Below are 25633 nucleotides of genomic sequence, written 5' to 3' on the forward strand. Positions count from 1 at the left end.
TGATGTCCCAGAAGCCCAAGTCGGCGCAGCTGCCGACCTGCCCCAGTTGCGAGGAGCCGCTGGAGTCCGGCGACCTGTTCTGCGGCGCGTGCGGTTACGACCTGTCGGTCGTGCCGCCGCGCCCGGACGACAGACCGACCCTCGTCATGAACGGCCTGGGTCCGGCGGTCCCCGACACGCGCTCGCCCGAGGCACCGGCGGCCGCTGCTCCGGCGGCCGCTGCTCCCGTAGTCGGCGCTCCGGCGGCCGGTGCCCCGGTAGCCGCCGCTCCCGTGGTCGGTGCTCCGGCGGCCGGTGTGGAGTGGCCCACGGTCTCGGGGACCGACGGCTCGGGCACACCGCCGCCGCAGCTGCCCGAGGAGTTGCCGGGGCTGGAGTCGAGCGGCTCGCGGCTGCCCACCCATCCAGGTGATTTCGAACTGCCCGCCCCCAGCGCCCTGATCCGTGACAGCTCGGCGCGCGACCACGCGACCCCGGAGACCACGACCCCGGAGACCACAGACCAGGAGAGCGCGGCCCAGGAGAGCGCGGGCCCAAAGAGCGCCGACCCCGAGAGCGCCGACCCGGAGGGCCCGAGCCGGGAGGCCACCGATCCGCGCACCGCGGACCCCGGCGCGGCCCTTACGGCCGGCGGCAAACTCTGTGTCGCCTGCCGGGCCGGCCGGGTCGACACGGACGGCTACTGCGAGAACTGCGGCCACGCCCAGCCACGCGAACGTGACCATGTGGAGCAGGAGTTGGGCGCGGTGGCGGCCGTCAGCGACCGCGGGCTGCGGCATCACCGCAACGAGGACGCGTTCGCCGTGTCGTCCGCCGCCCTGCCGGACGGCTCCCCCGCCGTGGTCGCGGTCGTCTGCGACGGTGTGTCGTCCGCGACCCGCCCCGACGAGGCCTCGGCGGCGGCGGCGGGCGCGGCGAACGAGTCTCTGCTGACCGCGCTGGAGCGCGGTACGCATCCCCAGCAGTCGATGCACGACGCGATCGTGGTCGCGGCCGAGGCGGTCAATGCCCTGGCCACGGCCCCGGGCGGGACGGAGCACGACCCGCACCGCCACCAGAACGCCCCCGCGTGCACCATCGTCGGCGCGGTGGTCGCGAGCGGTCTGCTGGTCGTCGGCTGGGTCGGCGACAGCCGGGTCTACTGGGTCCCCGACGATCGCGGCGGCCCGCCGGCCCGGCTCACCGAGGACGACTCCTGGGCCGCGCAGATGGTGGCGGCGGGGCTGATGAACGAGGCGGAGGCGTACGCGGACGCCCGCGCCCACGCCATCACCGGCTGGCTCGGCGCCGACGCGTACGAACTGGAGCCGCACACCGCGTCGTTCAAGCCGGACCGCCCCGGTGTGGTGGTGGTCTGCACGGACGGTCTCTGGAACTACGCGGAGGGCGCGGACGAGATGGCCAGGGTCCTGCCGGCCGACGCGGCGCGACGGCCGCTGCACGCCGCCCAGGTACTGGTCGGACACGCGCTCGACGGTGGGGGCCACGACAACGTAACAGTGGCGGTGCTGCCGTTCGCCCTGCCGTCGCAAGGGGCAGGATCCGCCTACAGCTCGACGTGAGTCTTGATTTCGGTCACGCATGCCCGAAACGGACCAACCACTGACCAATTACTGATCAATTAATGGCCAATCACTGATCAACGGAAGACCTTTTACTGCCCTTTCACCGACTTGTCTCTGCTGTGTGGAGCGTCAAGGAGCCGATACAGATGGCGAACTTCGCCAAGTCGAACGTGCCGCGGTTCTCCGTCGACGTGTACCAGAACGAGTACCTGCCGGAAGGCGGGCGCGAGGTCAACGCGATCGTCACGGTCACCTCGACGGGCGGCGGCACCACCGGTGGAGTGCCACTGGCAGGAGCCTCGTCCACACCCTCCGCCCTGCCCCGCCAGGGCCCGAACGCGGCCGTGGTGATCATGGTCGACTGTTCGGGGTCCATGGACTACCCGCCGACGAAGATGCGCAACGCGCGCGACGCCACGGCCGCCGCCGTCGACACCCTGCGCGACGGCGTCGCCTTCGCGATCGTCGGCGGTACGCATGTGGCGAAGGAGGTCTTCCCGGGCAACGGAAGACTCGCGATCGCCGACAGAGGGACCAGAGCCCAGGCCAAGGAGGCGCTGCGCCGGCTCAGCGCGGGCGGCGGTACGGCCATCGGCACCTGGCTGCGGCTGGCCGACCGGCTGCTGTCCACCGCCGATGTCCCCATCCGGCACGCCATCCTGCTCACCGACGGCCGTAACGAGCACGAGGCGCCGGAGGATCTGAGGGCCGCGCTCGACTCCTGCGCGGGCCGGTTCACCTGCGACGCCCGCGGGGTCGGCACGGACTGGGAGGTGAAGGAGGTCACGGCCATCGCCTCCGCGCTGCTCGGGACGGCCGATATCGTCGCCGATCCGGCGGGCCTGGCCGCGGACTTCACCAGCATGATGGAGAACGCGATGGGCAAGGAGATCGCGGATGTGGCGCTGCGGATGTGGACACCCGTCGGCGTGGAGATCACCTTCATCAAGCAGGTGGCGCCCACCGTCGAGGATCTGACCGGCCGCCGTACGGAGGCGGGTCCGCGGGCCGGAGACTATCCCACCGGTTCCTGGGGTGACGAATCGCGCGATTACCACGTGTGTGTACGGGTTCCGGAGGCCGGCATCGGCCAGGAGATGCTGGCCGCACGGGTCTCGCTGATCCTTCCCGCGCCGGGCGACGGAGCCCCCGAGGTGCTGTCCCAGGGGCTGGTACGAGCGGTGTGGACGGCTGACATGGCGGCCTCCACCTCGATAAATCCCCAGGTCGCGCACTACACGGGTCAAGCCGAACTGGCGCAAGTCATCCAACAGGGTCTGGACGCCCGCAAGTCGGGCGATTTCGACGGCGCGACCGCGAAACTGGGACGCGCGGTGCAGCTCGCCGCCTCGTCGGGGAACGCCGATACCGCGAAATTGCTTTCGAAGGTGGTGGACGTCGTCGATGCGGCGACAGGTACTGTGCGACTGAAGGCGAAGGTCGCGGACGCGGACGAGATGACCCTCGAAACGCGCTCCACCAAGACCGTTCGCGTCAAGAAGTAGTGGTAACCGCGTCACCGCGTCACCGCGTAACGAAGAGTCCGCGGCCCGGAGACACAGAGAACAGCGGCCTGCGGGCCGAACGAGGAGAGGGGGAAGCGCCGACATGCCGACCTGCCCGAACGGACACCAGTCGGGTTCCGACGACTGGTGCGAGGTCTGCGGCCATCGCATGGCCGGACCCGGCGCTCCCACGGGTGCCGTACCGCCGCCGCCTCCCCCGCCGCCCGCGCCGGGCTACGGCTACCCCCCGGGGCCGGGGCCCAGCGCCACCGTCCAGGCCGAGCTGTGCCCGCAGTGCCGCACTCCGCGCGAGCCGATGGCTCCGTTCTGCGAGGAGTGCCGCTGGAACTTCCTGACGAACACGGCGACGTCGTACACCCCGCTGGCTCCGCAGCAGCCGGGCCCCGGCGGCCCCGTGCCCGGGCTGAACCTGCCGCCGGGCTTCCAGGCCCAGCAGCCGCCCCGGCCGCCGGCGGATCCGTACGAGTACCAGAGCTCGCGCCCGTCACAGCTGAACCGGCCCGCCGAGCCGCTGTCGCCCGAGCCGCCGTCTCCGCCTTCCGCGACGTCGCCGCCCCCGCCGGGGAACCCGCACCAGCAGGGGCCGCCGCCCCCGCCGCCGTATCAGCAGCAGGGACCGCCGCCGCCACCCGCCTTCCAGCAGCAGTCCGCCGCTCCGCAGGCGCCCTCTCCGACGCGGCCGGCCGGTGACGACGACTGGATGCTGCCGCCGCCCTCGGCGGCATCGGCACCGGCCCAGCCGGCGGCCCCGGGATCGCAGCAGCACGTGCCGTCGCAGTCGTCACAGCAGTCCCAGGCACACGCGCGGGCCCAGGTGCCCCAGCAGCACGACCCGATGCGGCAGTACCAGCAGCCGGCGGCCGGCTGGACCGCGGTCATCGGCCCCGACCGTGAGTACTTCATGGCGATGATGCAGCGCAGCGGCCCCGAGGCCACCGGGCTGAATCTGCCCGCGTACTCCCCCGAGCAGCGGCTGCCGCTGGCCGGGAACCAGGTCACCATCGGCCGCCGTCGGCACTCCACCGGTGAGTCACCGGAGATCGATCTGTCGGTCCCGCCGGAGGACCCGGGCGTCTCGCATCAGCACGCGGTCCTGGTGCACCAGCCGGACGGCAGCTGGGCCGTGGTCGACCAGAACTCCACCAACGGCACCACGATCAATGGCGCCGAGGACCCGATACAGCCCTATGTCCCCGTCCCGCTCAAGGACGGCGACCGGGTGCATGTCGGCGCCTGGACGACGATCACGATCCGTCGAGGCTGACCCCACCGGGGCTGAGGGGCCACACATACGGCCCCGCGGGGTCGTCCAGCCAGGCCCACTGGCGGCCGCCGGTGATGGTGACGCCGAACCGGTCCCGTTCCGGGCGGCGCTCTCGCTCCCAGAGGGAGAGCGCCTCGTGCGGATCCAGGCTGCCCGCGGTCAGGGTCAGCAGGAAGCGGAAGAGTTCGTTCTCGCTCGCGCGTCTCGGCAGTCCGCCGAGGGGCCGGCGTGCCAGGGCCCTGCTCCCCGGCACGCCGCGCAGCGGTACGAAGTAGGCGGCGGTGTTCAGGAAGTGCCCTTCCGCACACGTGCCGCGCTCCCCTTCGCCGCGTCCTCCCCCACCACCATGTGCGCCGTTTCCGTGGGTTCCGTTCCCCTGGGTCCCGTTCCCGTGGGTCCCGTTCCCGTGGGGTCCACCGCCGACGACAAGGCTGATCAGCCCGGTGGCGAGCGGAGCGAGGATCCGTGCCCCCGGCCGGCACTGCGCCAACCAGGACGTCGGCACCGACGGAAGGGTGCAGGTCGCGATGATCCGGTCGAACGGAGCGCGCTCCGGGCAGCCGCGCGCGCCGTCACCGGTGATGACGGCGGGCCGGTAACCGGCCGTGGCGAGATGGCTCCGGGCCGACTCGGTGATCTCCGGATCGACATCGACGGTGGTGACGAGTTCGTCGCCCAGCCGGTGACAGAGAAGGGCCGCGTTGTAGCCACTGCCCGCGCCGATCTCCAGGACGCGGTCCCCGTCCCGTACATCCAGTTCCCCCAGCATCCGGGCCATGAGCGAGGGCTGGCTGCTTGAGGAGATCAACTCGCCGTCGCGCACCCGGGTCGCGAGCGGCCCGTCCGCGTACGCCCCGCGCAGCCAGCGCCGGCGCCGCGCCGGGTCGGGGTCGCCGCTCCACAGCCGGTCGTAGCCGCCGGGCCTGCCGACGAAGTAGTACGGCACGAAGAGATGGCGCGGTACCGCCTCGAACGCGGCCCGCCAGGCCGGGTCGTCGAGCGCCCCGGTCAGTGCGATCTCCCGGATCAGTCCGGCGCGTGCGTCGGCGACGTCCGCCTCGTCCGGCCCGTACACGTCCTCCCGGTGTGCGCCCATCCCTCCACTGTCCTGGGTGAGCGGCCCGGATGCGAGTGGGCCTTGGCATCTGCGCGCCACTATCGGACAGGGCCCGAGGAGGCGGACTGGCGCCGGACATGGAGGAAAGGGCCTAGGGCTGAGGTCCTCCGCCGGTCCGTCTGAGACCATGGACAGGTGAACGAGATTCCGCGAGGCACGCTTCAGGAGCAGACCTTCTACGAGCAGGTCGGCGGCGAGGAGACCTTCCGGCGCCTGGTCCACCGGTTCTACCAGGGGGTGGCCGAGGATCCGCTGCTGCGGCCGATGTACCCCGAGGAGGATCTGGGCCCCGCCGAGGAGCGGCTCGTGCTCTTCCTGATGCAGTACTGGGGCGGTCCCCGCACCTACAGCGACAACCGCGGCCACCCGCGGCTGAGGATGCGCCACGCCCCGTTCACGGTGGACAGCGCCGCGCACGACGCCTGGCTCAAGCACATGCGGGTGGCCGTAGAGGAGCTGGGGCTCTCGGAGGCGCACCAGCGGCAGCTGTGGGACTACCTCACGTACGCCGCCGCCTCGATGGTGAACACGCCGGGCTGACCCCTCCCCCCCTCTCCGGTCGCACCGATCCCGCGCGTCCGCGATCTCCCCGGTCCCCAGGGGCCCGTTCAGACCGGGGTGACCGTCAGGCCGCCGATGCCCGCGCGCCGCACCGCGATCGAGCCGTACGGCGTGCGAAGCCGAAGCCAGCTGCCCGACTCCAGCAGCGCCACCGGCTGTTCCTCGACGGGCGCTGAGGCCGGCACCATGGCGCGGACCGGCCGCAGGAACCCCAGCGACCGCGCCGCGTGTACCGCCCGCAGCGGCAGATGGGTGTCACCGAGGGTCCGGGACCAGATCTCCCGGCCGATCCGGTCGCGTTCCGCGCGCGTCCCGTCGCCGGGCGTCAACCGTTCGTCGCGGGACCGGAATTCGGCGACCGCGACGGTCAGCGCACGGCGCATGGCGTCCGTGCCCGGCAGCCCCGGCACCTGCCGCCAGCCGCCGCGCGGTGGCAGCACCCCGGCCCAGGGCGGGCCGGTGACGGCTGCCGGGACGACCACGCTGCCCGCCGTCTCGTCGATCGCTTCGAGGAGTTCCCCGGCCGAGACGGTGACATCGAACGCGTACGGCGCGGCCAGTCTGGCCGTACGGATGGCGAGCACCTCGAAGGACGCCGGCCGGCCGAAGACGGCGAGCGCGCCGCCCCCGGCCTGGAGCCTTACGGCGGCGGCGCGGTCGTAGTGGATCAGCCGGGCGAGGAAGGCGCCGAGATCGGCCGCCTCCCGCGCGTCGGCGAACTCCACTGTCCGTTCGGGCCCGGTCATGCCGCGAGCGCGTCCTTGTCCTGGGCGTCGTCGAGGTACTTCAGGAGATGCGTCCTCTCCTCCTCGGTGATCCGCCGGGGCCGCCCGGCCGCCAGGTCGTACGGCACGACGACGGTCGAGGCCCGCACATACACCTGGTCGGCGTCGTCACCGTCCTTGATCTCGTACGCGATCGTCAGCGACGCGGCGTTGATCTTCGTCACCCACGACTCGATGGTCACCGGCTCGTGCCGGTGGACCAACGGCCGCTTGTAGTCGATCTCGTGCCGGGCCACCACGGACCCGCCGGAGAAGGACGGCGAGCCGTCCCCCGGCGCCAGCCGGAACATGAAGTCGATCCGGGCCTCCTCCAGATAACTGATGAAGACCGCGTTGTTGACATGCCCGAAGGCGTCCATGTCCGACCAGCGCAGCGGGCAGCTGTAGTAGTGGCGGGCCATCTCAGCCTCGCGTCAGCTTCTTGTAGGTGGCGCGGTGCGGACGGGCGGCGTCCGCGCCGAGCCGCTCGACCTTGTTCTTCTCGTACGACTCGAAGTTGCCCTCGAACCAGAACCACTTGGATTCGCCCTCGTACGCCAGGATGTGCGTGGCGACCCTGTCCAGGAACCACCGGTCGTGGGAGACGACCACGGCCGCGCCGGGGAACTCCAGCAGCGCGTTCTCCAGCGAGGACAGTGTCTCGACGTCCAGGTCGTTCGTCGGCTCGTCGAGAAGCAGCAGATTGCCGCCCTGCTTGAGGGTCAGCGCCAGGTTCAGCCGGTTGCGCTCACCGCCGGAGAGCACACCGGCCGGCTTCTGCTGGTCCGGGCCCTTGAAGCCGAAGGCGGAGACATAGGCGCGCGAGGGCATCTCGACATTGCCGACATTGATGTAGTCCAGCTCGTCGGAGACGACCGCCCACAGCGTCCGCTTCGGGTCGATGTTGTCGCGACCCTGGTCGGCATAGCTGATCTTGACGGTGTCGCCGACCTTGATGGAGCCCGAGTCCGGCTCCTCCAGGCCCTGGATCATCTTGAAGAGCGTGGTCTTGCCGGCGCCGTTGGGGCCGATGACCCCGACGATGCCGTTGCGCGGGAGCGAGAACGACAGGTCGTCGATCAGCACCTTCTCGCCGAACGCCTTGGAGAGGTTCTCCACCTCGACGACGACGCTGCCGAGCCGGGGGCCCGGCGGGATCTGGATCTCCTCGAAGTCCAGCTTCCGCATCTTGTCGGCCTCGGCGGCCATCTCCTCGTAACGGGCCAGTCGGGCCTTGGACTTGGCCTGGCGCCCCTTGGCGTTCGACCGCACCCACTCCAGCTCGTCCTTGAGCCGCTTGGCGCGCTTGGCGTCCTTCTGGCCCTCGACCTTGAGACGGGCCTGCTTGGTCTCCAGGTACTTGGAGTAGTTGCCCTCGTAACCGTGGAGACGGCCGCGGTCGACCTCGCAGATCCATCCGGCGACATTGTCGAGGAAGTACCGGTCGTGGGTGACGGCGACGATGGTGCCGGGGTACTTGGCGAGGTGCTGCTCCAGCCACTGCACGGACTCGGCGTCCAGGTGGTTGGTGGGCTCGTCGAGGAGCAGCAGGTCGGGGGCTTCGAGCAGCAGCTTGCAGAGCGCGACGCGACGGCGCTCACCACCGGAGAGGTTGGTGACGGGCCAGTCGCCGGGCGGGCACCCGAGCGCGTCCATGGCCTGTTCGAGCTGGGTGTCCAGGTCCCACGCGTTGGCGTGGTCGAGGTCCTCCTGGAGCTTGCCCATCTCCTCCATCAGCGCGTCGGAGTAGTCGGTCGCCATCAGCTCGGCCACTTCGTTGAAGCGGGTGAGCTTGCCCATGATCTCGGCCGCGCCGTCCTGGACGTTCTGCAGCACGGTCTTGGACTCGTCCAGGGGCGGTTCCTGGAGGAGTATGCCGACGGTGTAGCCCGGGGACAGGAACGCGTCGCCGTTGGACGGCTGCTCCAGACCCGCCATGATCTTCAGCACAGTGGACTTACCGGCGCCGTTCGGACCCACCACACCGATCTTCGCGCCCGGCAGGAAGCTCTGCGTCACGTCATCGAGGATGACCTTGTCGCCGTGCGCCTTGCGCGCCTTGCGCATCGTGTAGATGTACTCAGCCAAGAGAAACCGTCCGGCAATCGAGAAGGGCCAATGTGCGGCTCCGCCGCGTGAGGGCAGATACACGCCATCTTGCCGCATGTCCATCCCCTGATGGAAACCAGTACCGCTCCCCGGACGGCTCCCACGCCCGTGGCCCCCGGTCTTACGCCCGTGGCCCCCGGTACGCGGGTGCGTACCGGGGGCCACGGGACCGGGAATCTCACTCAGCGCGAGAGATACCTCACTCTCCGGAAGCCGGAGGCGTCGAGGCGTTCTTCTTGCGGAGGAGGAACACGGCGCCGCCACCGAGCACCACGAGCGCGATGGCGATGCCCGCGATGATCGGGGTGGCGCTGGAGGAGCCGGTCTCCGCGAGATTGTCCGTGGCCGCCGAGGAGCCGCCGGCCGAGGCCGGGAGGGGCTGCGCGGACTCCTGCTGGGTCACGGGGCCCGAGTCGCTGGTGGTCAGGCAGTCCAGGACGCCCTTGAAGTTCTGGGTGAACCCGGCGGGCCCGGTGATGGTGAAGTCGTACGCCTCGTCCTCGCCGACCGGAACGGTGACGGTCTTGGACTCACCGGCCGGGACCGAGTGCTCGGTGCCCTTGAGCTCGAACACGAACGGCTCGTCGCCCTTGTTGGTGGCGGTGATGTCGACGCCGCCCTCGGCGCAGTTCTTCTGAGCGGTCACGGCGGGGATCGCGCCCTGCTCGGCCCATGTCGCGGTCGCCGTCGCCGAGACAGTGGACTCGCTGGACCCGGCCAGGATCTGCGTCTGGCTCTTGGTCACACCGGCGAAGGCCCGGCCGACCGGTACGGAGGTGGTGGCCTGCACACCGAGCTCGGCGGTGCCGTCGGAGGCGTCGGACGGCACGTCGAAGTACAGCTCCGTGCCGTTGACGGCGGTGGTGACCGGGGCGCCGTCCTTGTCCGTGATCGTGACGCCGCTCGCGGCGGCGTCGGCGGGCGGCGTGACGGTGGCACCGGCGGCGTTGGTGCGGACGGTGATCGGCCCGAGCTTCTCACCGGCCTTGCCGGAGACGGCGCCGGGCTCAAGGGTGAGGGACGCCTTGGGCTCGGCGGCGTCCTGAGCGCTCTTCTCCAGCCAGTCGGCGAGCTTCTCGGCCGCCGGGTCGCTGGCGTCGACATCGGCGTTGTCCGAGTAGCGCCAGATCGCGACCTGGGTGCCCGCCGCCGCCGTCTTCTCGGTGAGGGGCCCGGTCTCCGCGCTCTGGGCGAGCGCCGAGAGGTCGTCTATCTGCGGGTAGGAATGCTCCAGGATCCAGCGGATCTTGCCGGCGTTCTTGTTGGCACCGAGCGAGGTCTGGTTCCAGGGGGTCTCCAGGTACTTCGCCTGGTCCTGTGTGGGGTTGTGGATGTCGATGCAGTAGGTCTTGAGCTTGCCGCCGCCGTCCACGGTCATCTCGAACAGTCCGGCGGGGAGTTGCTGGTCCTTGCCGTCGGTGTGCAGCACGGCGCCGTCGTAGGTCTTCAGTCCGTCCAGGGTGGCAGCGGCGCCGCCCTGGTGCTGCGGGACCTCGTCGGCGGCGGCCGCGCCGGCGCCGGCCACCGAGCCCATCGCCACCAGACCCGAGACGAGAACCGCGGCGGCGAGACGGGCGGCGCCTCGCCTCCGTACGGATGACGCAGATATCGCAGAAAACACAGAATTCCCCTTCGGGCGAGGTTCTTCCGCGTTGAACGCGTGGGGGGATGCCTCGCCGGCAGACTCAAGTGCCCCATGAGTACTGCGAATCCTATGGACGGCGCGAACCACCGGAGTCCACTCACGCACTCTGCTAACCGTTCCGAATCGGAATCGTTATCGACACTCCGACAGAGCTATGCAATGCGACCGGGTATATCGACATGTCTCCACAACCTCCGCTCAGGAAACCGCGGTCGACGCCACCACCAGCGCGCGGGCGGGTGCCGCGTCCGGCGCCTCCTCCCGCACCCCGTCCGGTGGCCCGTCCGAGAAGTGAAGCCGCGTCGGATGCCGCTCCCGATCCGGCCCCTGAGGCCGCGCCCGCCCTCGCTCCTCCCCCTCCGTCGTGGACTTGTGACGCTCCGTCAAGGAGGGAGTGGCCCTGGTCACACGCCTGAACGCGGCGGTCCCGCGCGTCAGATCGTGTCCGACCGCCACCGCGTCGATCTCCACGGACGTCCGGCGCTGCCCTTCCCGTTCGTCCTCCCGCACCCGCAATCGGCCGTGCACGACCAGAGGCTCACCGACGGAGACCGAGGCCGCCAGATTCGCCCCCAGCATCCGCCACGCCCATACCGTGTAGAAGCTCGTGGGCCCGTCGGCCCAGCCGTTCTTCTGCCGGTCCCACCTGCGCCCCGTCACCGCGAATCGGAAACGGGCCACCCCGCCCGTGGCCGACTCCCTGAATTCCACACCTGTTGCGACATTCCCCACCACGGTTACCACGGTGTCGTTCATAACGGCCTCTCCCCGTCCGGCTGCATTGACTGATCCCATGCTGGACCGGATGGAAAGAATGCGCTGCCGCCTGTGTATTACCTGTGAGTTGTGGAAAACCGCGTCACCCGCTCGTGCGGGAAACGGTCACGTACTGCTCCCGCACCTCTCGGTAGCGCATCAGCTCGGCCGAGATCGGGTCCAGCACCCTCGCCCGCCCACAGGCCGCCGCCGCCTCACGCAGCCGCCGCTCGGCGTCCTGCCCGTACCGCCGCGCCGGCCCCATCGCGGCCGCCCCGCACGCCCACTCCACGAACGGCCCGCCGACGATCCCGGCGAGCATCACCAGCACGGGCGGGAGCAGCCCCGGTTCCAGTACGCCGAAGATCTGGCCCACCAGCCAGAGCGCGCCGAAGATCTGAAGCAGCGTCATGGACGCCTGTGCCAGCACGGCCGCCGGCCACCAGGCGGGCCGGGGCGGCCGGCTGCTCGGGGTGGCCGCCGTCATCGCCAGTTCGTCCAGCGCCTCGGGCAGCCCCTCCGCGCCCCGTGCCGCCGCCTCGCGTACGGAGTGCGCCCAGGGCCCGGGCAGCCCGGCGGACGCCTCCTCCGCCACCGTACGCACGGCCTGTTCGACCCGCTGACGTGCCGTCAGCTCCTCCTCCGCGATCGCCGGGGGCCGCTGCGTCTTGCCGCCGGGCATCCGCGTCGACTCGTACCACCGCCACAGCCGCAGCCAGGGTGTCCCGCACGCGCGGCCCGCGTTCCTGCGCCAGGCACGCTCCGCCGACTGGCCCGCGGCCACCGCCCCGACCGCCCAGGCCAGCCGGTCGGCGAACTGTTCGCGGGAGCGCTCGCCGAGTCCTGCCCGCCCTTCGGCGACATACGCGGACCGCAACCGCCACGCCGCCGCGTCCACATCGGCGGACAGCCGCCGCTCCGCGGCGTTCCGCTCCTGGACAAACCGCCCCAGCAGCTCGCGCAGTTCGCCCACGCCGTGCCCGCTGAGCGCGGATACCGCGAGCACCGTCGCGCCGGGCTCGCCGTGTTCGCCAAGGGCCATCCCGTCCTCGTCCAGCAGCCGGCGCAGATCGTCGAGCACCTGGTCGGCGGCCTCGCCTGGCAGCCGGTCGATCTGGTTGAGCACGACGAAGGTGATCTCCGCGTGGCCGGCGAGCGGCCGCAGATAGCGCTCGTGCAGCGCGGCGTCCGCGTACTTCTCGGGGTCGACGACCCAGATCACCGCGTCCACGAGCGCGAGCACCCGGTCCACCTGCTCACGGTGGCGGACTACGGCCGAGTCGTGGTCGGGGAGATCGACGAGGACCAGGCCGTGCAGTTCCTCGTCGCCGTCCCCGCCCGCGAGCGGCTTGCGCCGCAGCCGTCCGGGGATGGCCAGCCGGTCGAGCAGCCCCGCCGCGCCCTCGGACCAGACGCAGGCGATGGGCGCGGAGGTGGTGGGCCTGCGCAGGCCCGTCTCCGAGATGGGCACCTCGGCCAGGGCGTTGAACAGCGTCGACTTGCCGCTGCCCGTCGCTCCCGCGATGGCGACGACGGTATGGCGCGAGGAGAGCCGCTGCCGGGCGGACGCCTCGTCCAGTACGCGCCCTGCCTCGGCGAGTACGGACCCGTCGAGCCGGGTCCGCGAGAGTCCCACCAGCTCGCCCAGGGCATCGAGGCGTAGGCGCAGCGAGCCGCCGTACGCGCCTCCGATGGGCGTGTGGGCCTCGGACTCGTCGGAACCGGCGCCCGGAATGCCGTCGAGGCCGTTCACGCCGCTGAGGCCGTCCAGGGAGTCCTTCTCGGAGGCGCGGCGGGCGATCAGCCCGTCGTCCCAGCTGCCCGCGGCGGGACCGGACTCGTCGGGGGCGGGGAACGCGACCGGCTCGGAGTATTCGGCGGACGTGGCGTACTCCACGGACTCCACGGACTCGGCGTACTCCGCGGACTCACGTGCCCCTTGGGCCTCTTGGACCTCTTGGACCTCCACGGCCACGTCGGGCCCATGGGATTCCACGGACCTCGCCGACTTCATGAATTTCGCGGGCTTCATGAATTTCGCGAGCATCGCGGACTTCCCGGGTTCCATGGAACCCTCGACGCCCTCCACTCCGTTCTCAGGAGCCTTATCGGCCCGGCCGACTCTGTCAGCTCCCCCAGCGCTGTCAGCTCCCCCAGCGCTGTCAGCTCTGTCATCTCTGTCGGCTCCATCAGCCTCATGAGACCTGCCGGACTCTTCGACCCCATTGACTTTGTCGATCTCGTTGGCCTCATCAGCAACATCAGTCACCTGAGACACATCGGTCACCTTTCCCTCTGGAGTACGGACAGCGCGGCGATCAACTCGGCCTGTGGCTCCGGGGTCACCTCAAGCGCGTCGAGGGGTCCCAGCCGCCGGTCGCGCTCCGCGTGCAGTACGCGATCGATGTACGTCGTCACCAACTCGCCGCCCCGGTCACGCAGCCGCAGCGCCACGTGCGCCCCGACCCGCTCCGCGAGCCGCTCCCCCGCGAGCCGGGCGCGCCGGCCGCCGAGCAGGGCCGCCGCGAGCAGGGCGGCGACGGTCTCGGCGTCGGGCGCCGGAGTCCGTTCGAGCTGCCGGATCTCCTCCTCGGCCAACTCCTCAAGGACGCGCCGCCAGCGGCGTACGGCCATCCCGACCCGTTCCGCCGTCTCGCCGTCCGGTCCCGGCATGGGCAGCGCCCCGGCGGCCGGCTCACGTTGCCATACCTCCTCCACCCGTTCCTCGGCCGCGGCCACCGCGCACTGGAGGAGGGCGCCCATGCTCTCCACCAGTGAGTCGAGCAGCTCACGCGCCGAACTGTCCCGGGGGTAGCCGCGCCAGCGCGTGCGCGCGTCCCCGGCGAGCACGGCCCCGCGCTGGAGCTGCCGCCGCACCCGCTCGCCCTCGGACGCGTAGGCCTCCTCGACCGCGCCCGTCAACCGCACGGCGGCGGCGTACTGCGCGGCCACCGCCCCCGCCAGCTCCGGCATCCGCGCGTTCAGCGAGTCGATGACCCCGGCCGCGGTGCGCACCAGGGCCTGCTGACGAGCCGCCGGATCCTGTACCCGGTGCGCCAGCCAGGCGAGCAGAGGTGCGACGGCGGTGGTGGGCAGCAGGCCCCGCCCGGCGCCCGCGGACTCGGGCAGTTCGGGGATGGTGAACCGCGGTACGTCACCGAGCCCGGCCCGGGTCAGCAGCGCCGCGTACTGCCGTGACACCTCGTCGATCATCTGGTGCGGCACCCGATCGAGGACCGTGACCAGGGACGCGTCGTACTCCTTCGCGGTACGGAGCAGATGCCAGGGCACGGCGTCCGCGTACCGGGAGGCGGTGGTCACCATGACCCACACGTCAGCGGCGCAGATCAACTCGGCGGCCAGCAGCCGGTTCTCCACCACGAGCGAGTCGATGTCGGGTGCGTCGAGCAGTGCGAGCCCGCGGGGCAGTGCGGCCGCGGTGTCGATACGCAGCGCGCTTTGCTCCACGGGCCCCGTGCCGTCCGTACCCATCCCCCCTTCGTCCTCCTGCTGCGGCAGCCAGACGCGCGTCAGGTGCGGCAACACCCGCATCCCGGCGAACCAGTGGTGGTCATCGGGGTGGCAGACGAGAACGGGGGTACGTGTGGTGGGGCGGAGCACCCCCGCCTCACTGACCCGCCGCCCCACAAGGGAGTTGACGAGCGTGGACTTTCCAGCACCGGTGGATCCCCCGACGACCACGAGAAGAGGTGCTTCGGGGTCCCTGAGCCGCGGCAGCAGGTAGTCGTCAAGCTGCGCGAGCAGCTCGGCCCTGGTCTGCCGGGCACGCGGCGCCCCGGTGAGAGGCAGTGGAAGACGCACGGCAGCGACACGGTCGCGCAGTGCGGAGAGTGCGTCGATCAGCTGAGGCCGTACGTCCAAGGTCACCACATGCGAAGAATGCCCAATTTTGGAGCCTTTTTGAAGCGTATGGACATCTCTGCGCGCCGATCACATACTCGGGACAGACGGGACGAGTGGGGCACAGGCATAACGACTGCACAACACCCGGGGCGCCGAGGGCCAAAAGCGATGCGTGAATCGCACCTGCCTGCGATTATCGGTTCGCTTCACTGAACCTCCACAACGTGCCACGGGCGTGAAGCAACCGGGTCAAGGTGATCGGAGCCCTATCCTTGTCCCGGCAAGGTCGCGGAACCACCCAACCCGGGCTCCAGGTATACCGAGGCCACCACCCGGCCCCCGTAGCTCAGTGGATAGAGCAGGTGCCTTCTAAGCACTTGGCCGCAGGTTCGAGTCCTGCCGGGGGCGCTTTTCTACGCGCGGTGCACGGCCCTCCCCAAGGGAGGGCCTTTCCGCAGGTCAGAGGCACCCTAGCGGGTACGGCGTAGCGCTGGCGTAAGCACGGGCGCCACCGACGCCGACGCCCGGGGTTGTTTCCCGGCCTCGCCGAACCCCTGCCACGCGCGGACGCCTTCGCGACACCACCAGGACCGGGCCCGCGACAGAGCCCCTGTCCGTCCCCGGCGCCCGCTCGCACGCGGCGCCCCGCGCGGCCGGCCGGGACCGCTCGGCGCGTCGCGTGCGAGGGCGTCGGCAGGTCGGGGCGCGACGGGATCCGGCCGGACCGCGACAACGACCGGGCAGCCCCGGGTGTGCCCGTACCCCCGTTGCCCCCGTCGCACCCGTCGCTCCCCGGCCCCCGGCCTCGGCCCCCGGCACTCGACGCGGCGACGCGGCGACGCGGCGACCGCCCGGCATGATTGCGTGGGCCATGGAGAATGAATCACATCATGCGTAGCGGATTACGTATTGATTTGGCGAGGCAATGCCAAATATCACATTGATTCCCGGCGTGCGCCGGAGCTTTCTCCTCGCGTGAACGCCGTATTCGACGGTGCCATGGACTCGTACGGATGACATGCGCTCTCTCCCTCTTCCCTGCGCGCTTTCCGAGGTGTCATAAAGGGCGAGGGAAATTCCCCGTCAATGGAATGAGGGAAGCATGCGTAGATTACGCGGCAAGGCCGGTGTCCTCACGATTCTCGCCGTACTCGCGGTCGGCGGCACGGGAATCGCCTCAGCCGTACAGACAGAGAGCTCCGGCTCCGGCTCCGCCTCCGGAGCGCCTCGTGGTGCCATGGAGCCGCAGGCGGTGTACACCGGCGTCATCAAGGGCCCCCAGAACGCGAATGTCCACAAGGCCAAGCACCTCAACGCCGAGGAGTGGGGGCTGATCTACAACACGGAGACGGTCCATCTGAAGTGCAAGGGCCGCGGCGGCGGATACACCTGGTACCAGCTTGAGGGGCAGCCGAACAGGTGGATCGTCGGCTTCAAGCTCGAAAAGCTCACCCCCGGAATTCCCAACTGTCTGTGATGGTTCCGCGAATCCACCGAACATATGCGGCCGGCCGCGGCGGCACACTTCAGTGACCTGCCCCCACGGCCACGCCGGATCACCGGGTGTCAGGTCCCCGGTGATCCGGCACCCACGGGCCACCGCCCAACTGTCGTCAGTGAAAACCGAGATGAACGACGCGCGGGCGCGGGGGGCGTATGCCGGGGGGGATCCCCGGTGGACGGCTGGCGACAGGTCCGCTGAAGCCGCTGGCCGACGGCTCGCTCAACACCCGAACGGCCCAGTACCACGAACCGGATCCTGGCATTCCGTGCGGCGGCCCCGGGGAGTGCGTCTCCCGGCCGGAGAGCCTGCCGGGTCGTATCGTGGACAGCGTGGCGGGCCGCCCCGGGGGGCACAAGGGGGCCTCGCGACACGCCCTGGCCGCCGCGGTCACGTCGGTACGTCCGCTCTGGTGGGCCGTGTCCGCCCTGCTGGTGGCCGCCGCCGTGGTCGTCACACTCACCCGGCGCCACGAACTGGTCACCGCCGTACATCTCATCGATGACGTCCGGCTGCCCAGGCTGCTGATCGCCGCCGGGTTCGAGGCGGCTTCCCTGGCCTGTCTGGCGGCCGTGCAGCACTGGCTGCTGCGCGCGGGGGGTGCGCGGATCCGGCTGCGGGTCGTCTGCGCCGTCGTGCTGGCGGCCAACGCCATCGCGGGGGCGCTGCCCGGTGGGGCGGCGTTCGCGGCCGCGTGGGTGTTCCGGCAGTTCCGCCGCAGGGGCGCGGGGCAGGTCCTCGCCGGGACCGTGCTGGTGGTCGCGGGGCTGCTGTCCGGGCTGAGCCTCTTCGTCCTCCTGATGGTGGGCGTACTGGCGGCCGGTTCGTCGGGCCCGGTCGCCGGGGTACGGCCGGTGGTCATCGGGCTCGCCGCCGTGGCGGCCCTGGTGGCGGGCGTGGCGGCCGGCCTCTTCCGGTTTCCCCGGGTAAGGCGCCGGGCCCGGCGGGTGTGGCGGCGGATCGGACTGCGCTCCCGACGGCTGTGGGACATCGAGCGGGCGCTGTCGCGTCTGCGCCAAGAGGTCCGTACCACCAGGCCGGGGATACGCCCGTGGCTGTGGCCGTCGTCGCTGGCCGTGCTCAACTGGTGTTTCGATCTCGCGTGTCTGGTCGCGTGCGTGTGGAGTCTCGGGATCGCCGTACCGTGGCACGGCGTTCTCGCCGTCTACGCGCTGACGCAGTTCGCCGGAAGTCTGCGGCTCACGCCGGGCGGTCTCGGCGTGGTCGAGACGAGCCTGACGGCGCTACTTGTGCTGTACGGGCTGAGCACCGAGCAGGCGATCGCCGTCACCCTCCTGTACCGGGTGCTGAGTTACTGGGTGCTCCAGCCGATCGGCTGGGTGAGCGGGCTCGGACTGTCGCTGAGCCGCGGCCACGCCGGTCCCGGTGCCGATACCGGCCCCCAGGACGGATCCGGATCCGGATCCCACGGCGGATCCGACGACGGCTCCGACGGCAAGTCCAACGGCGGGTCCGCCGCCGACAACCGCGCCTGACCTGGTCATACCTCTCAAGATGCTCACATCCACCCGGTGCGGCTACGCTTTATGCGGTGGCTTGACCGATTGACCGGCTGGACCGGTGAGAACGCCCCGTCCGGCATCCCGCGCCACCGACAGGACCGGCCGCCCCGGCCGCCATCGACGCCTCTCGGGCCCGAGCCGGGGCCCTCCTCCCAACAGGAAGAGGAATCGAAACCATGAAGTCCTCCCGCATCCGAAATACCGTCGTGGCCGCTGCCGCCGTGGTGGCCCTCCCGGTCTCCCTGGGCGTCCTGGCACCCCAGGCCATCGCGGACCCCGCCGCGCCCGGCACCCCCACACCGCCGAGCGCGCCCGTGACACCCAGCGCGCCCACGTCGCCCGGCGAGCCCACGTCACCGAGCGCCTCCGCGTCGCCGAGCGAGTCCCCCTCGCCCAGCCCGTCCACCTCGCCGAGCAAGACCGCGGTGCCCAACGAGGCCGTCCCGTTCGGTCCCGGATGCTCGTCGATCCCGAAGACCGGCGCCGGCAGTTTCGTCGAGATGGCCAAGGAGCCGGTGGGGACGGCCATTTCACACAACCCGGACTTCAGCACGTTCGTCTCCCTGGTGAAGAAGGCCGGGCTGACCGACAGGCTGAACACCGCGCAGGACATCACACTCTTCGTGCCGACCAACGAGGCGTTCAAGAAGCTCTCGACGGCGGAACTCGACCAGATCAAGAACAACGAGGCGCAGCTCAGGAAGGTCGTGAAGTACCACATCGCGGAAAAGCAGGTCGCCCCCGACCAGCTTCCCAACGGCGTCTTCTCGACCTGGGAGGGCACGACCCTCTCCACCTCGGGGTCCGACCGGACATTCAAGGTGAACGACACGGCGAAGATCCTGTGCGGCAACATCAAGACGGCGAACGCCAAGGTGTACACCATCGACACCGTCCTGACGCCGAAGTAGCGCGTCACGCCTCGCCGTACGCACATCGTCGTACGCACATCCCGGATGGGCGGGCTCGTGGACCGGGCCCGCCCATCCGTCGTGCCGAGGAGCGTCAGATGCCCGCCGAGGCCATTTCGATGGCGGAGCGGTAATTCAGCGCGGTCGCCTTCACGCAGACGCCGTACGTACGGTCGTTGGTGACCACGAGGAAATAGTCACGCAGGTTCTTCCAGTAGTTGACGAGATATCCCAGTCCCGGAATGAAGCCCGCGGGACGGGGTACGAGGGCGAAAGCCTCGGAGCACTTCAGGATTTCGCCGGTGGCCGTCGAGAGAACGGCCGCCACATCGCTGTTCATGTTCCAGCCGGCGGCCAGCGAGTCGTTCCAAATGGCGCCGGCTATCTGCCGAAGCCGCTCCTGCTCCTCCGGCGTGGGATCGCTACTGAACGCGACGCTCCCCGCGGAGGCGGCTCGCGCCGCCGGTGCCTCGGGAGCCCCGCCCGCCGCGTGTGCCGCGCCCGCCGTGCCGACGGACAGGACCGCCCCGGCGGCGACCAGCGCCACCGCCGACGCGCATCGGGATACTCTCCGCCCAACCATGTTCTCCACCCCTCCCCTGCAGCTGTCCCGAGGTCCGAATTGGCCCTCGTCGGACGCTGCCGCGCCGAGCCTCCCGTTTCGCCCCCTGGCCGTCAACGGTGCAGATCAAGCCGCGTGGCGCTCCCCAATTCATCGAACATCTGTTCTATGATTCCCCCGGTGTGCCCCGTTACACGCCCTTGATCAGGGCCGTTGTCCGGGCGCCCACTCCAACACCCCGCGCTCCGGAGGAATCATGCGACCTGTTCCCGCCCTCGCCCGTCTCGTTCCCGTCCCTCTCGTTCCCGTCCCTCTCCCCGCGCCTCCCGCGCCTCCCGTACTTCCCGCGCTTCCCGTCGCGGCCGCCACGGATCTGTCATCACGACCGTCACCGAGGTGGGGCGCATGAGTCACGGTCACGCCAAGTCCCTGCCGCCGTCGCTGCGAGTCTGGGCGGAACACGTCGTCGGGCCCCTCTCCGCCGTCCTGGACGCGTCACACCCACGCGAGACCTCGCGGGTCTGGGATGTCACCGACAGTCGCGGCCGGCACTTCTTCGTCAAACAGTCGGCGAGCGCCGCGTTGTACGAGAGGGAGACCTTCGGGTACCAGTCCGCGGTACCCGCCCTGGGATTCGGCCGCGCCCCACGGCTCGTGGAGACCGACCCCCGACAGCTGGCGCTGCTGCTGACCGCCGTGCCCGGCACCCCCGTATCACGGCTCACCCTCCCCGGTCCGGAACACCGCTCGGCACACCGGCAGTTCGGGGCACTGCTGCGCCGACTGCACGGCACGGACAAAATGCCAGGTGCCGGGCGGCGAGAGGCCAGGGCCGCGCTGGAACGGCTGGCCGACGACGCCGAGCACCACCTCACCCGCGCCGGTGACCTGATGTCCGAGGGCCGGCGCGCGCTCGTACGCCGCTCGGCCGACCACGTACGGAAACTGACCGATCTGCTCGCGCCCGCCCATATCCACGGCGACGCGCAGGAGCGCAACGCCCTCTGGACCGGCCCGGCGGTGCCAGGACAGCGGGCATCGACGCGGGAGGCGTCGGGACAGCTGGCGGTCATCGACTTCGAGCGGTCCCGGTACGCCCCCGCCGTACAGGACTTCGTACGGCTGGCCTGCGGCCCCTGGCAGGACCGCGACGATCTGCGCGCCGCGTTCTTCCACGGGTACGGCCGCCCGCTGACCGACGCGGAGCGCCAAGCACTGCCGTGTCTGGCGGCGCTCGACGCCGCGAGCTGTCTCGCGTACGGGCCGGACCATGGCGAACACGACGTCACGGCCCGGGGGCTCCGTACGCTGGCCCGTCTGGAGAACGGCGCCCTGGGGGCGTTCGTATGACCGGACGGCACACGAGCGTGACCGGACGGCGCGCGCGTGGTGCCGGCCGCCGCTACGGTTTGCGCGCCACGCCCGCGTAGATGGAGACCGCCGCATCGGTGGCGCCGTCCTGCGGTTCGCCGTCCGGACGCCAGCGATGCGGCACCGCCAGGCCGGGTTCGACCAGATCCAGCCCGTCAAAGAAACGGAGGACGTCACTCCGGGAGCGCACCTGAGCGGGAATACCGCCGCGGTGGTACACGCCGATCACCCGCTCCCACATCTCCGGGGCGAAGTCCGGAGTGCAGTGGGAGAGAACCAGGTAGCTCCCGGAGGGCAGCACGTCGACCAGACACCCGACGGTCTCGTACGGACGGAACTCGTCCGGCACGAAATGCAGCAGCGCGTTGAGGGACAGCGCGACCGGGCGGGTCAGGTCGATCGTGTCCCGCAGCCGCTCCGACTCGATGATGGTCTTCGGTTCCCGGACGTCGGCGTGGATGTACGCGGTACGGCCCTCGGGCGAGCTGCGCATCAGGGCCTCGGCGTGCCGCAGGACGATCGGGTCGTTGTCGACGTACACGACACGGGAGTCCGGGGCGGCCTCCTGGGCTATCTGGTGGAGATTGGGCCGGGTGGGGATACCCGTACCGATGTCCAGGAACTGCCGGATACCTGCCTCGGTCGCGAGCCAGCGGGTCGCCCGGTGCATGAAACGGCGGTTGGTCCGCGCGCAGATCTTGACGGTGGGGAAGACCGACTCGACGGTGGCCGCGGCGAGTTGGTCGGCTTCGTAGTAGTCCTTTCCGTTGAGATAGAAGTCGTACATACGGGCCGGGTGGGGCTTGGTGGTGTCGATCTCGTCTACCGACGGGTGGTCGAGGTCCGTCATGCGGGGCCGTCCGTTTCTGGCTCGTGGGGGGTTTGAGGGCTTTGGAGCTTTGGAGCTTTGTAGCTTTGGGGCTTCAGGGCCGTGGGGGTTCGCTGGGGGGACGGGGTGTCTGAGGGGGGAGCGGGGAATAGCCGGGCGGGCCCGGCAGAGGTGGCGACTACAGCAGGAAGTCGGCGAGACCGTTCTTGGCGCCTGCGACGAAGTCGGCCATGGCCGCCGCCGTGCAGATCAGGGTCGGCCCCGACGGATCCGCCGACTGGCGGATCGCGACATGCTCGCCGTCCACCTTCTTCGTCTCGACGCAACTGCCGCCGTTGGGACCGCTCCACGGCTTCTCCCAGCCGTCGGTTCCCAGTTCGTCGGCCGGCATACCGTTGGAAATCTCCCGCATTAGAGCTCCTTGCGTATCCCTAGGAGAAAAGCTCTGGTTTCGTCAACGGGGGCCGCCCGGGCGGACATATTGTCCAGGACTTCCAGATAGGCGGCGATATCGGGGCGCTGATCCATGTAGACGGCGCCGGTGAGATTCTCGGTGTAGACGACATCGGGCAGTTCGGGTATGTCGAACCGGAAGAGATGGAACGGTCCGAACGCCCCGAGATGCGGTCCGATCGCGAACGGCATGATCTGCAAGGTGACGTTGGGGATCTCGGTGGTTTCCAGCAGCCGGTCGACCTGCGCCCGCATCACCTCCGGATTGCCGACGGGTCTGCGCAGGACCGCTTCTTCCATCAGAATCCACAGAAACGGCGCGTGTGTCTTGGTGAGCAGCTGCTGACGCTTGACGCGCAGCGCGACGCGCCGCTCCAGTTCCTCGGCGTTACGGTGCGCGCCCGCCCGCAGCACGCCGCGGGCGTACTCCTCGGTCTGCAACAGGCCCGGCACATAGTGGGGTTCGTACGTCCTGATCAGACTGGCCTGATCCTCCAGGCTGATGTACGCGCTGAACCAGCCCGGCAGCGCGTCCCGATAGCGATGCCACCAGCCGGGCCGGTTCGCGACCTTGACCAGCTCGGCGAACTCCTCGGCCTCGCTCTCCGTGACTCCGTACGCCTGTAACAGCAACAGCACATAGGGGAGTTTGAGGCTGACCTCGGAATTCTCCATACGCCGAATGGTCAGCGGAGCGACATCCAGGACTTTCGCCGCCGCCTCACGAGACACCCCCGCTTTCTCGCGGAGTGCCCCGAGCCGCTTGCCCAGCACGATTCGGAGGACGGTGGGCGCGGTTCCCGGACGAGCCTCACTCATGTGGGGTCTCCTGACGTCGACTCATCTCATCGAGTCTGACAGGTGAGTGGTGCTCTATCCAGAGAGATGTGGAGCATTGTGAAATTATCAGAACGATCGGTTGCGGCCTGTGACCGCCAACGCTCATAGTGAACTCGTGGCTCACATCACGGATCACCGTGCACACAAGCAACCCCAGCCCCTCGCAGGGGAGTTACAGGTGCGGGCTCGGCACCCCTGGGGCGCCTGGTGTGCCTCGGTCAGCCGACGGGACGAGGGAACCGGCCCCGGCCTCCGTGCGCGTACGCACGGTCACGACACCTTCGGTCATGACACGCATGGGCATGAGGCGTACCGGCACGACACCTGCGGACATGAGGCGCCCGGGCACGAGGCCTACCCGCACGACGCGTACGGGCACGAGACGTACGGGCACGACGCGTACGGGCACGACGCGTACGGGCACGAGGCGTACGCGCACGACCTGCGCGAACACGGCCGGCACCCCGCGTACAGAAGCGCCTTCACGCTCCCCAGCCGGCGGGACTCCGTCTCCAGAGCGCGGCACTGGCTCCGTGATGAGCTTCAGCGGTGGAGACTCCACACGGATCTGTGCGATGTCGCCGTTCTCGTCGTCTCCGAACTGTTCACCAACGCGGTGCTCCACACGGCCAGCGCGCTGATCAGTTGTGAGGTCCGCCTCCTCGCCGAGCATGTACGGCTCGACGTCCACGACCAGGGTGCGCGGGAGGGGGGACCGACCCCCCGCAGCCCCGACTTCCGCGCGGAGAACGGGCGTGGACTGCTGCTGGTGGAGAGTCTGGCCGAGGCATGGGGCGTCGGATCCCGCGAGGGCGGGGTGGGGCGCACGGTCTGGGCGATGCTCCCGCTGAGTCACGGTCACGAATCCGGCATCTGAACGGCGTGTCGGGACGCGGGCTGCCGCCGTCCCGACCGGCAGTACAGGGGTCTGCCGATCGGGTCGGTCCGGCCGGGCCGGCCCGGGGCCGCCGCGGATTACGCGAGCGCGGCGCCGACCACCAGCGCGAAGGCCGCGACGGAGAAGAGCGTGCGGATCAGGTGGAAGGTGTTCCACCGGGACTCGAAGGCCGCGCGTGCCACTCCGTCGGGTGAAGAAGTGGCCGAGGCGAGCGCGTTGTTGAGCGGTACGTTGCCGCCGATGGTCACCAGATGATTGAGGACGGCGCAGACCAGCCCGGCCACCAGGAGCCAGCGCTGTGTGTCCGAGCGCCCGTCGACGGGTACGGCGAGCGCCGCGGCCGGGAACGCCACCACGGCGAGGAAGGTGAGCAGGAAGACCGGGCGGGGAACGTACTCGTTGACCCGACGCATGGCCGCGACGAACTGCTCGTCGTTCAACCGGCCCAGGGCGGGCATGATGCCGGTCTGGAAGATCAGGAAGTACCCCGCGAACAGACCCGTGGAGATCGCGGCGAGAGCGAGCAGCAGAGTGGCCATGCGCACATCATGGCGCACGGAAAGGCCGGCAGGGCAGGGTTCTTGAGGGCTTCTCGATCACACCGGTTCGATCGGTGCCGATCACCCAGACTGCGGGAGTATGGGCCGGTTGTGGAAGCTCTGGCATGGAGTCGCCACTCTCCGTACCGGCACTTGTCACGGTGAGCAATGATGTGCGTACATGGAGTGGCGTACGGCTCCGAGGGGATGGCGGGGGTGGTCAGCCGTGGCAGAGGTTTCGGGTTCTGTGCTCAACAGGTCGACATTGCCGGTGGGCGGAGCGCGGGAGGACGTGGTGGACACGCCCCATCCGCCCGGCCGACCGATCCAGGGCGTGCGGGAGGTGACGGCGACACTGACGGCACTGGTCCGGTCCGCCCGCCGGGAGCTGCTGATCTTCGACGACCCGGGCAGTTGTCTGGGGCAGTGCATCCCGGAGCAGTTCCTTGAGTTCGCCGGTGCCTGTGTGCGTGCGGCGGGCGAGCAGAGCTGGCACGACGGCGGCCCGGGAGGCAGAGCGCGCGGACGGTCGAGCGCGGTCGGCGTCCGCAGGATCGTGCCGCGCCATGGGCTCGCCGGGCTTGCGTATCCACTCCCCCGGGACCTGCCCGGCCGGGCCAGGCAGACGGACTCCATCCCGTTCAAGATGGTCCTGGTGGACCGCTCGGTCGCCGCGGTCCCTCTCGATCTCCAACTCCACTATCACGGGCTGCTGTTGATCCGCGATCCGGTGGTCGTCCAGGCCCTGGTCCGTACGCACCAGACGTGGTGGGACACGGGCGAGGAGCTGCCGACCGCCGCGCTCCCCTCGCCCGGGGGTCTGCCGGGACATCTGAGGCCCGTCCTGGAGGCGCTGCTCGCCGGTCTCACCGATGAGACGGCCGCGACCCGGCTGGGCATGTCCAGCCGTACGTACAGCCGTCGGGTGGGCGATCTGCTCACCGCCCTCGGCACGACGAGCCGCTTCCGGGCGGGTGCGGAAGCGGCTCGAAGGGGGTGGATCTAACACGGATCCAGCACGGATCTGGCAGGGAT

General features: G+C 70.2%; 23 protein-coding genes and 1 tRNA gene. 11 read left to right on the forward strand and 13 right to left on the reverse strand.

What is annotated here, in order from left to right; genetic code table 11:
• The first annotated feature begins 2 nt into the window (after nt 1–2).
• The 3 genes from ABTZ59_RS01885 (at nt 3) to ABTZ59_RS01895 (ending at nt 4355) form a co-directional block, all read left to right on the forward strand.
• Complete coding sequence (locus ABTZ59_RS01885; protein ID WP_351388250.1) at nt 3–1562, forward strand: PP2C family protein-serine/threonine phosphatase; 1560 nt, start codon at nt 3–5, stop codon at nt 1560–1562.
• 149 nt (nt 1563–1711) lie between these two features.
• Nucleotides 1712–3070 (forward strand): vWA domain-containing protein, encoded by a 1359-nt coding sequence (locus ABTZ59_RS01890; protein ID WP_351388252.1) that lies wholly within the window; start codon nt 1712–1714, stop codon nt 3068–3070.
• A 103-nt stretch (nt 3071–3173) separates the two neighbouring features.
• Entirely contained in the window at nt 3174–4355 is a 1182-nt protein-coding gene (locus tag ABTZ59_RS01895; RefSeq protein ID WP_351388256.1) for an FHA domain-containing protein, read from the forward strand.
• Here the strand turns inward: ABTZ59_RS01895 and ABTZ59_RS01900 are convergent.
• A complete protein-coding gene (locus tag ABTZ59_RS01900) occupies nt 4336–5451 on the reverse strand; it encodes a methyltransferase domain-containing protein (RefSeq protein WP_351388258.1) in 1116 nt (371 codons plus the stop codon). The genes ABTZ59_RS01895 and ABTZ59_RS01900 overlap by 20 nt on opposite strands.
• A 156-nt stretch (nt 5452–5607) precedes the next feature.
• Here ABTZ59_RS01900 and ABTZ59_RS01905 point away from each other — a divergent pair, with 156 nt between their 5' ends.
• On the forward strand, nt 5608–6012 hold the full coding sequence (locus ABTZ59_RS01905; protein ID WP_351388261.1) for a globin: 405 nt from the start codon (nt 5608–5610) through the stop codon (nt 6010–6012).
• A gap of 68 nt (nt 6013–6080) precedes the next feature.
• Here the strand turns inward: ABTZ59_RS01905 and ABTZ59_RS01910 are convergent, their stop codons facing one another.
• The 7 genes from ABTZ59_RS01910 to ABTZ59_RS01940 form a co-directional block, all read right to left on the reverse strand.
• A complete protein-coding gene (locus tag ABTZ59_RS01910; RefSeq protein ID WP_351388263.1) occupies nt 6081–6779 on the reverse strand; it encodes a DUF8010 domain-containing protein in 699 nt (232 codons plus the stop codon).
• A complete protein-coding gene (locus tag ABTZ59_RS01915) occupies nt 6776–7219 on the reverse strand; it encodes an acyl-CoA thioesterase (protein ID WP_351388267.1) in 444 nt (147 codons plus the stop codon). Before ABTZ59_RS01915 ends, ABTZ59_RS01910 begins: the two co-directional genes overlap by 4 nt.
• Before the next feature lies 1 nt (nt 7220).
• Complete coding sequence (gene ettA / locus ABTZ59_RS01920) at nt 7221–8885, reverse strand: energy-dependent translational throttle protein EttA (protein ID WP_351388272.1); 1665 nt, start codon at nt 8883–8885, stop codon at nt 7221–7223.
• A gap of 220 nt (nt 8886–9105) precedes the next feature.
• Nucleotides 9106–10527, reverse strand: coding sequence for a Cys-Gln thioester bond-forming surface protein (locus ABTZ59_RS01925; protein WP_351388281.1), 1422 nt, complete (start codon nt 10525–10527; stop codon nt 9106–9108).
• A gap of 222 nt (nt 10528–10749) precedes the next feature.
• Nucleotides 10750–11307 carry a single-stranded DNA-binding protein gene (locus ABTZ59_RS01930; protein ID WP_351388286.1) on the reverse strand — a complete coding sequence of 186 codons (558 nt, stop codon included), beginning with the start codon at nt 11305–11307 and terminating at the stop codon, nt 10750–10752.
• 103 nt (nt 11308–11410) lie between these two features.
• A complete protein-coding gene (locus ABTZ59_RS01935) occupies nt 11411–13354 on the reverse strand; it encodes a GTPase (RefSeq protein WP_351388291.1) in 1944 nt (647 codons plus the stop codon).
• Between the two features lie 236 nt (nt 13355–13590).
• A complete protein-coding gene (locus ABTZ59_RS01940) occupies nt 13591–15189 on the reverse strand; it encodes a dynamin family protein (RefSeq protein ID WP_351388779.1) in 1599 nt (532 codons plus the stop codon).
• A 317-nt stretch (nt 15190–15506) separates the two neighbouring features.
• Here ABTZ59_RS01940 and ABTZ59_RS01945 point away from each other — a divergent pair.
• From ABTZ59_RS01945 to ABTZ59_RS01960, 4 genes are all read left to right on the forward strand, one after another.
• Nucleotides 15507–15579: transfer RNA gene (locus tag ABTZ59_RS01945), tRNA-Arg, on the forward strand.
• A 694-nt stretch (nt 15580–16273) separates the two neighbouring features.
• The gene (locus tag ABTZ59_RS01950; RefSeq protein ID WP_351388294.1) at nt 16274–16648 is read left to right on the forward strand and encodes a hypothetical protein; all 375 of its coding nucleotides are present in this window, start codon (nt 16274–16276) and stop codon (nt 16646–16648) included.
• Between the two features lie 179 nt (nt 16649–16827).
• On the forward strand, nt 16828–18168 hold the full coding sequence (locus ABTZ59_RS01955) for a lysylphosphatidylglycerol synthase transmembrane domain-containing protein (protein WP_351388297.1): 1341 nt from the start codon (nt 16828–16830) through the stop codon (nt 18166–18168).
• 203 nt (nt 18169–18371) lie between these two features.
• Complete coding sequence (locus ABTZ59_RS01960) at nt 18372–19106, forward strand: fasciclin domain-containing protein (protein WP_351388301.1); 735 nt, start codon at nt 18372–18374, stop codon at nt 19104–19106.
• Nucleotides 19107–19200: 94 nt separating this feature from the next.
• Here ABTZ59_RS01960 and ABTZ59_RS01965 read toward each other — a convergent pair whose 3' ends face one another.
• Nucleotides 19201–19689, reverse strand: a complete 489-nt coding sequence (locus ABTZ59_RS01965; protein WP_351388304.1) for a hypothetical protein — start codon at nt 19687–19689, stop codon at nt 19201–19203.
• A gap of 384 nt (nt 19690–20073) precedes the next feature.
• Here ABTZ59_RS01965 and ABTZ59_RS01970 point away from each other — a divergent pair, with 384 nt between their 5' ends.
• Entirely contained in the window at nt 20074–21018 is a 945-nt protein-coding gene (locus ABTZ59_RS01970) for a phosphotransferase enzyme family protein (protein WP_351388310.1), read from the forward strand.
• A gap of 52 nt (nt 21019–21070) precedes the next feature.
• Here the strand turns inward: ABTZ59_RS01970 and ABTZ59_RS01975 are convergent, their stop codons facing one another.
• The 3 genes from ABTZ59_RS01975 to ABTZ59_RS01985 form a co-directional block, all read right to left on the reverse strand.
• Nucleotides 21071–21889: an SAM-dependent methyltransferase gene (locus ABTZ59_RS01975; protein WP_351388315.1), complete on the reverse strand. Its 819-nt coding sequence runs from the start codon at nt 21887–21889 to the stop codon at nt 21071–21073.
• A gap of 157 nt (nt 21890–22046) precedes the next feature.
• A complete protein-coding gene (locus ABTZ59_RS01980; protein WP_351388318.1) occupies nt 22047–22280 on the reverse strand; it encodes a DUF397 domain-containing protein in 234 nt (77 codons plus the stop codon).
• Complete coding sequence (locus ABTZ59_RS01985; protein ID WP_351388324.1) at nt 22280–23140, reverse strand: Sco1979 family transcriptional regulator; 861 nt, start codon at nt 23138–23140, stop codon at nt 22280–22282. The genes ABTZ59_RS01980 and ABTZ59_RS01985 overlap by 1 nt, the downstream gene beginning before the upstream one ends.
• Nucleotides 23141–23339: 199 nt before the next feature.
• On the opposite strand from ABTZ59_RS01985, the gene ABTZ59_RS01990 reads away from it, so the two are divergent.
• Complete coding sequence (locus ABTZ59_RS01990) at nt 23340–24038, forward strand: ATP-binding protein (RefSeq protein WP_351388329.1); 699 nt, start codon at nt 23340–23342, stop codon at nt 24036–24038.
• Nucleotides 24039–24136: 98 nt separating this feature from the next.
• On the opposite strand, the gene ABTZ59_RS01995 is transcribed toward ABTZ59_RS01990, so the two are convergent.
• Entirely contained in the window at nt 24137–24598 is a 462-nt protein-coding gene (locus ABTZ59_RS01995) for an anthrone oxygenase family protein (protein WP_351388334.1), read from the reverse strand.
• A 295-nt stretch (nt 24599–24893) separates the two neighbouring features.
• On the opposite strand from ABTZ59_RS01995, the gene ABTZ59_RS02000 reads away from it, so the two are divergent.
• Complete coding sequence (locus ABTZ59_RS02000; RefSeq protein ID WP_249949504.1) at nt 24894–25604, forward strand: helix-turn-helix transcriptional regulator; 711 nt, start codon at nt 24894–24896, stop codon at nt 25602–25604.
• Nucleotides 25605–25633: the final 29 nt, after the last annotated feature.

This window comes from Streptomyces sp. NPDC094034 (assembly GCF_040303865.1).
Classification (GTDB): Bacteria; Actinomycetota; Actinomycetes; order Streptomycetales; family Streptomycetaceae; genus Streptomyces.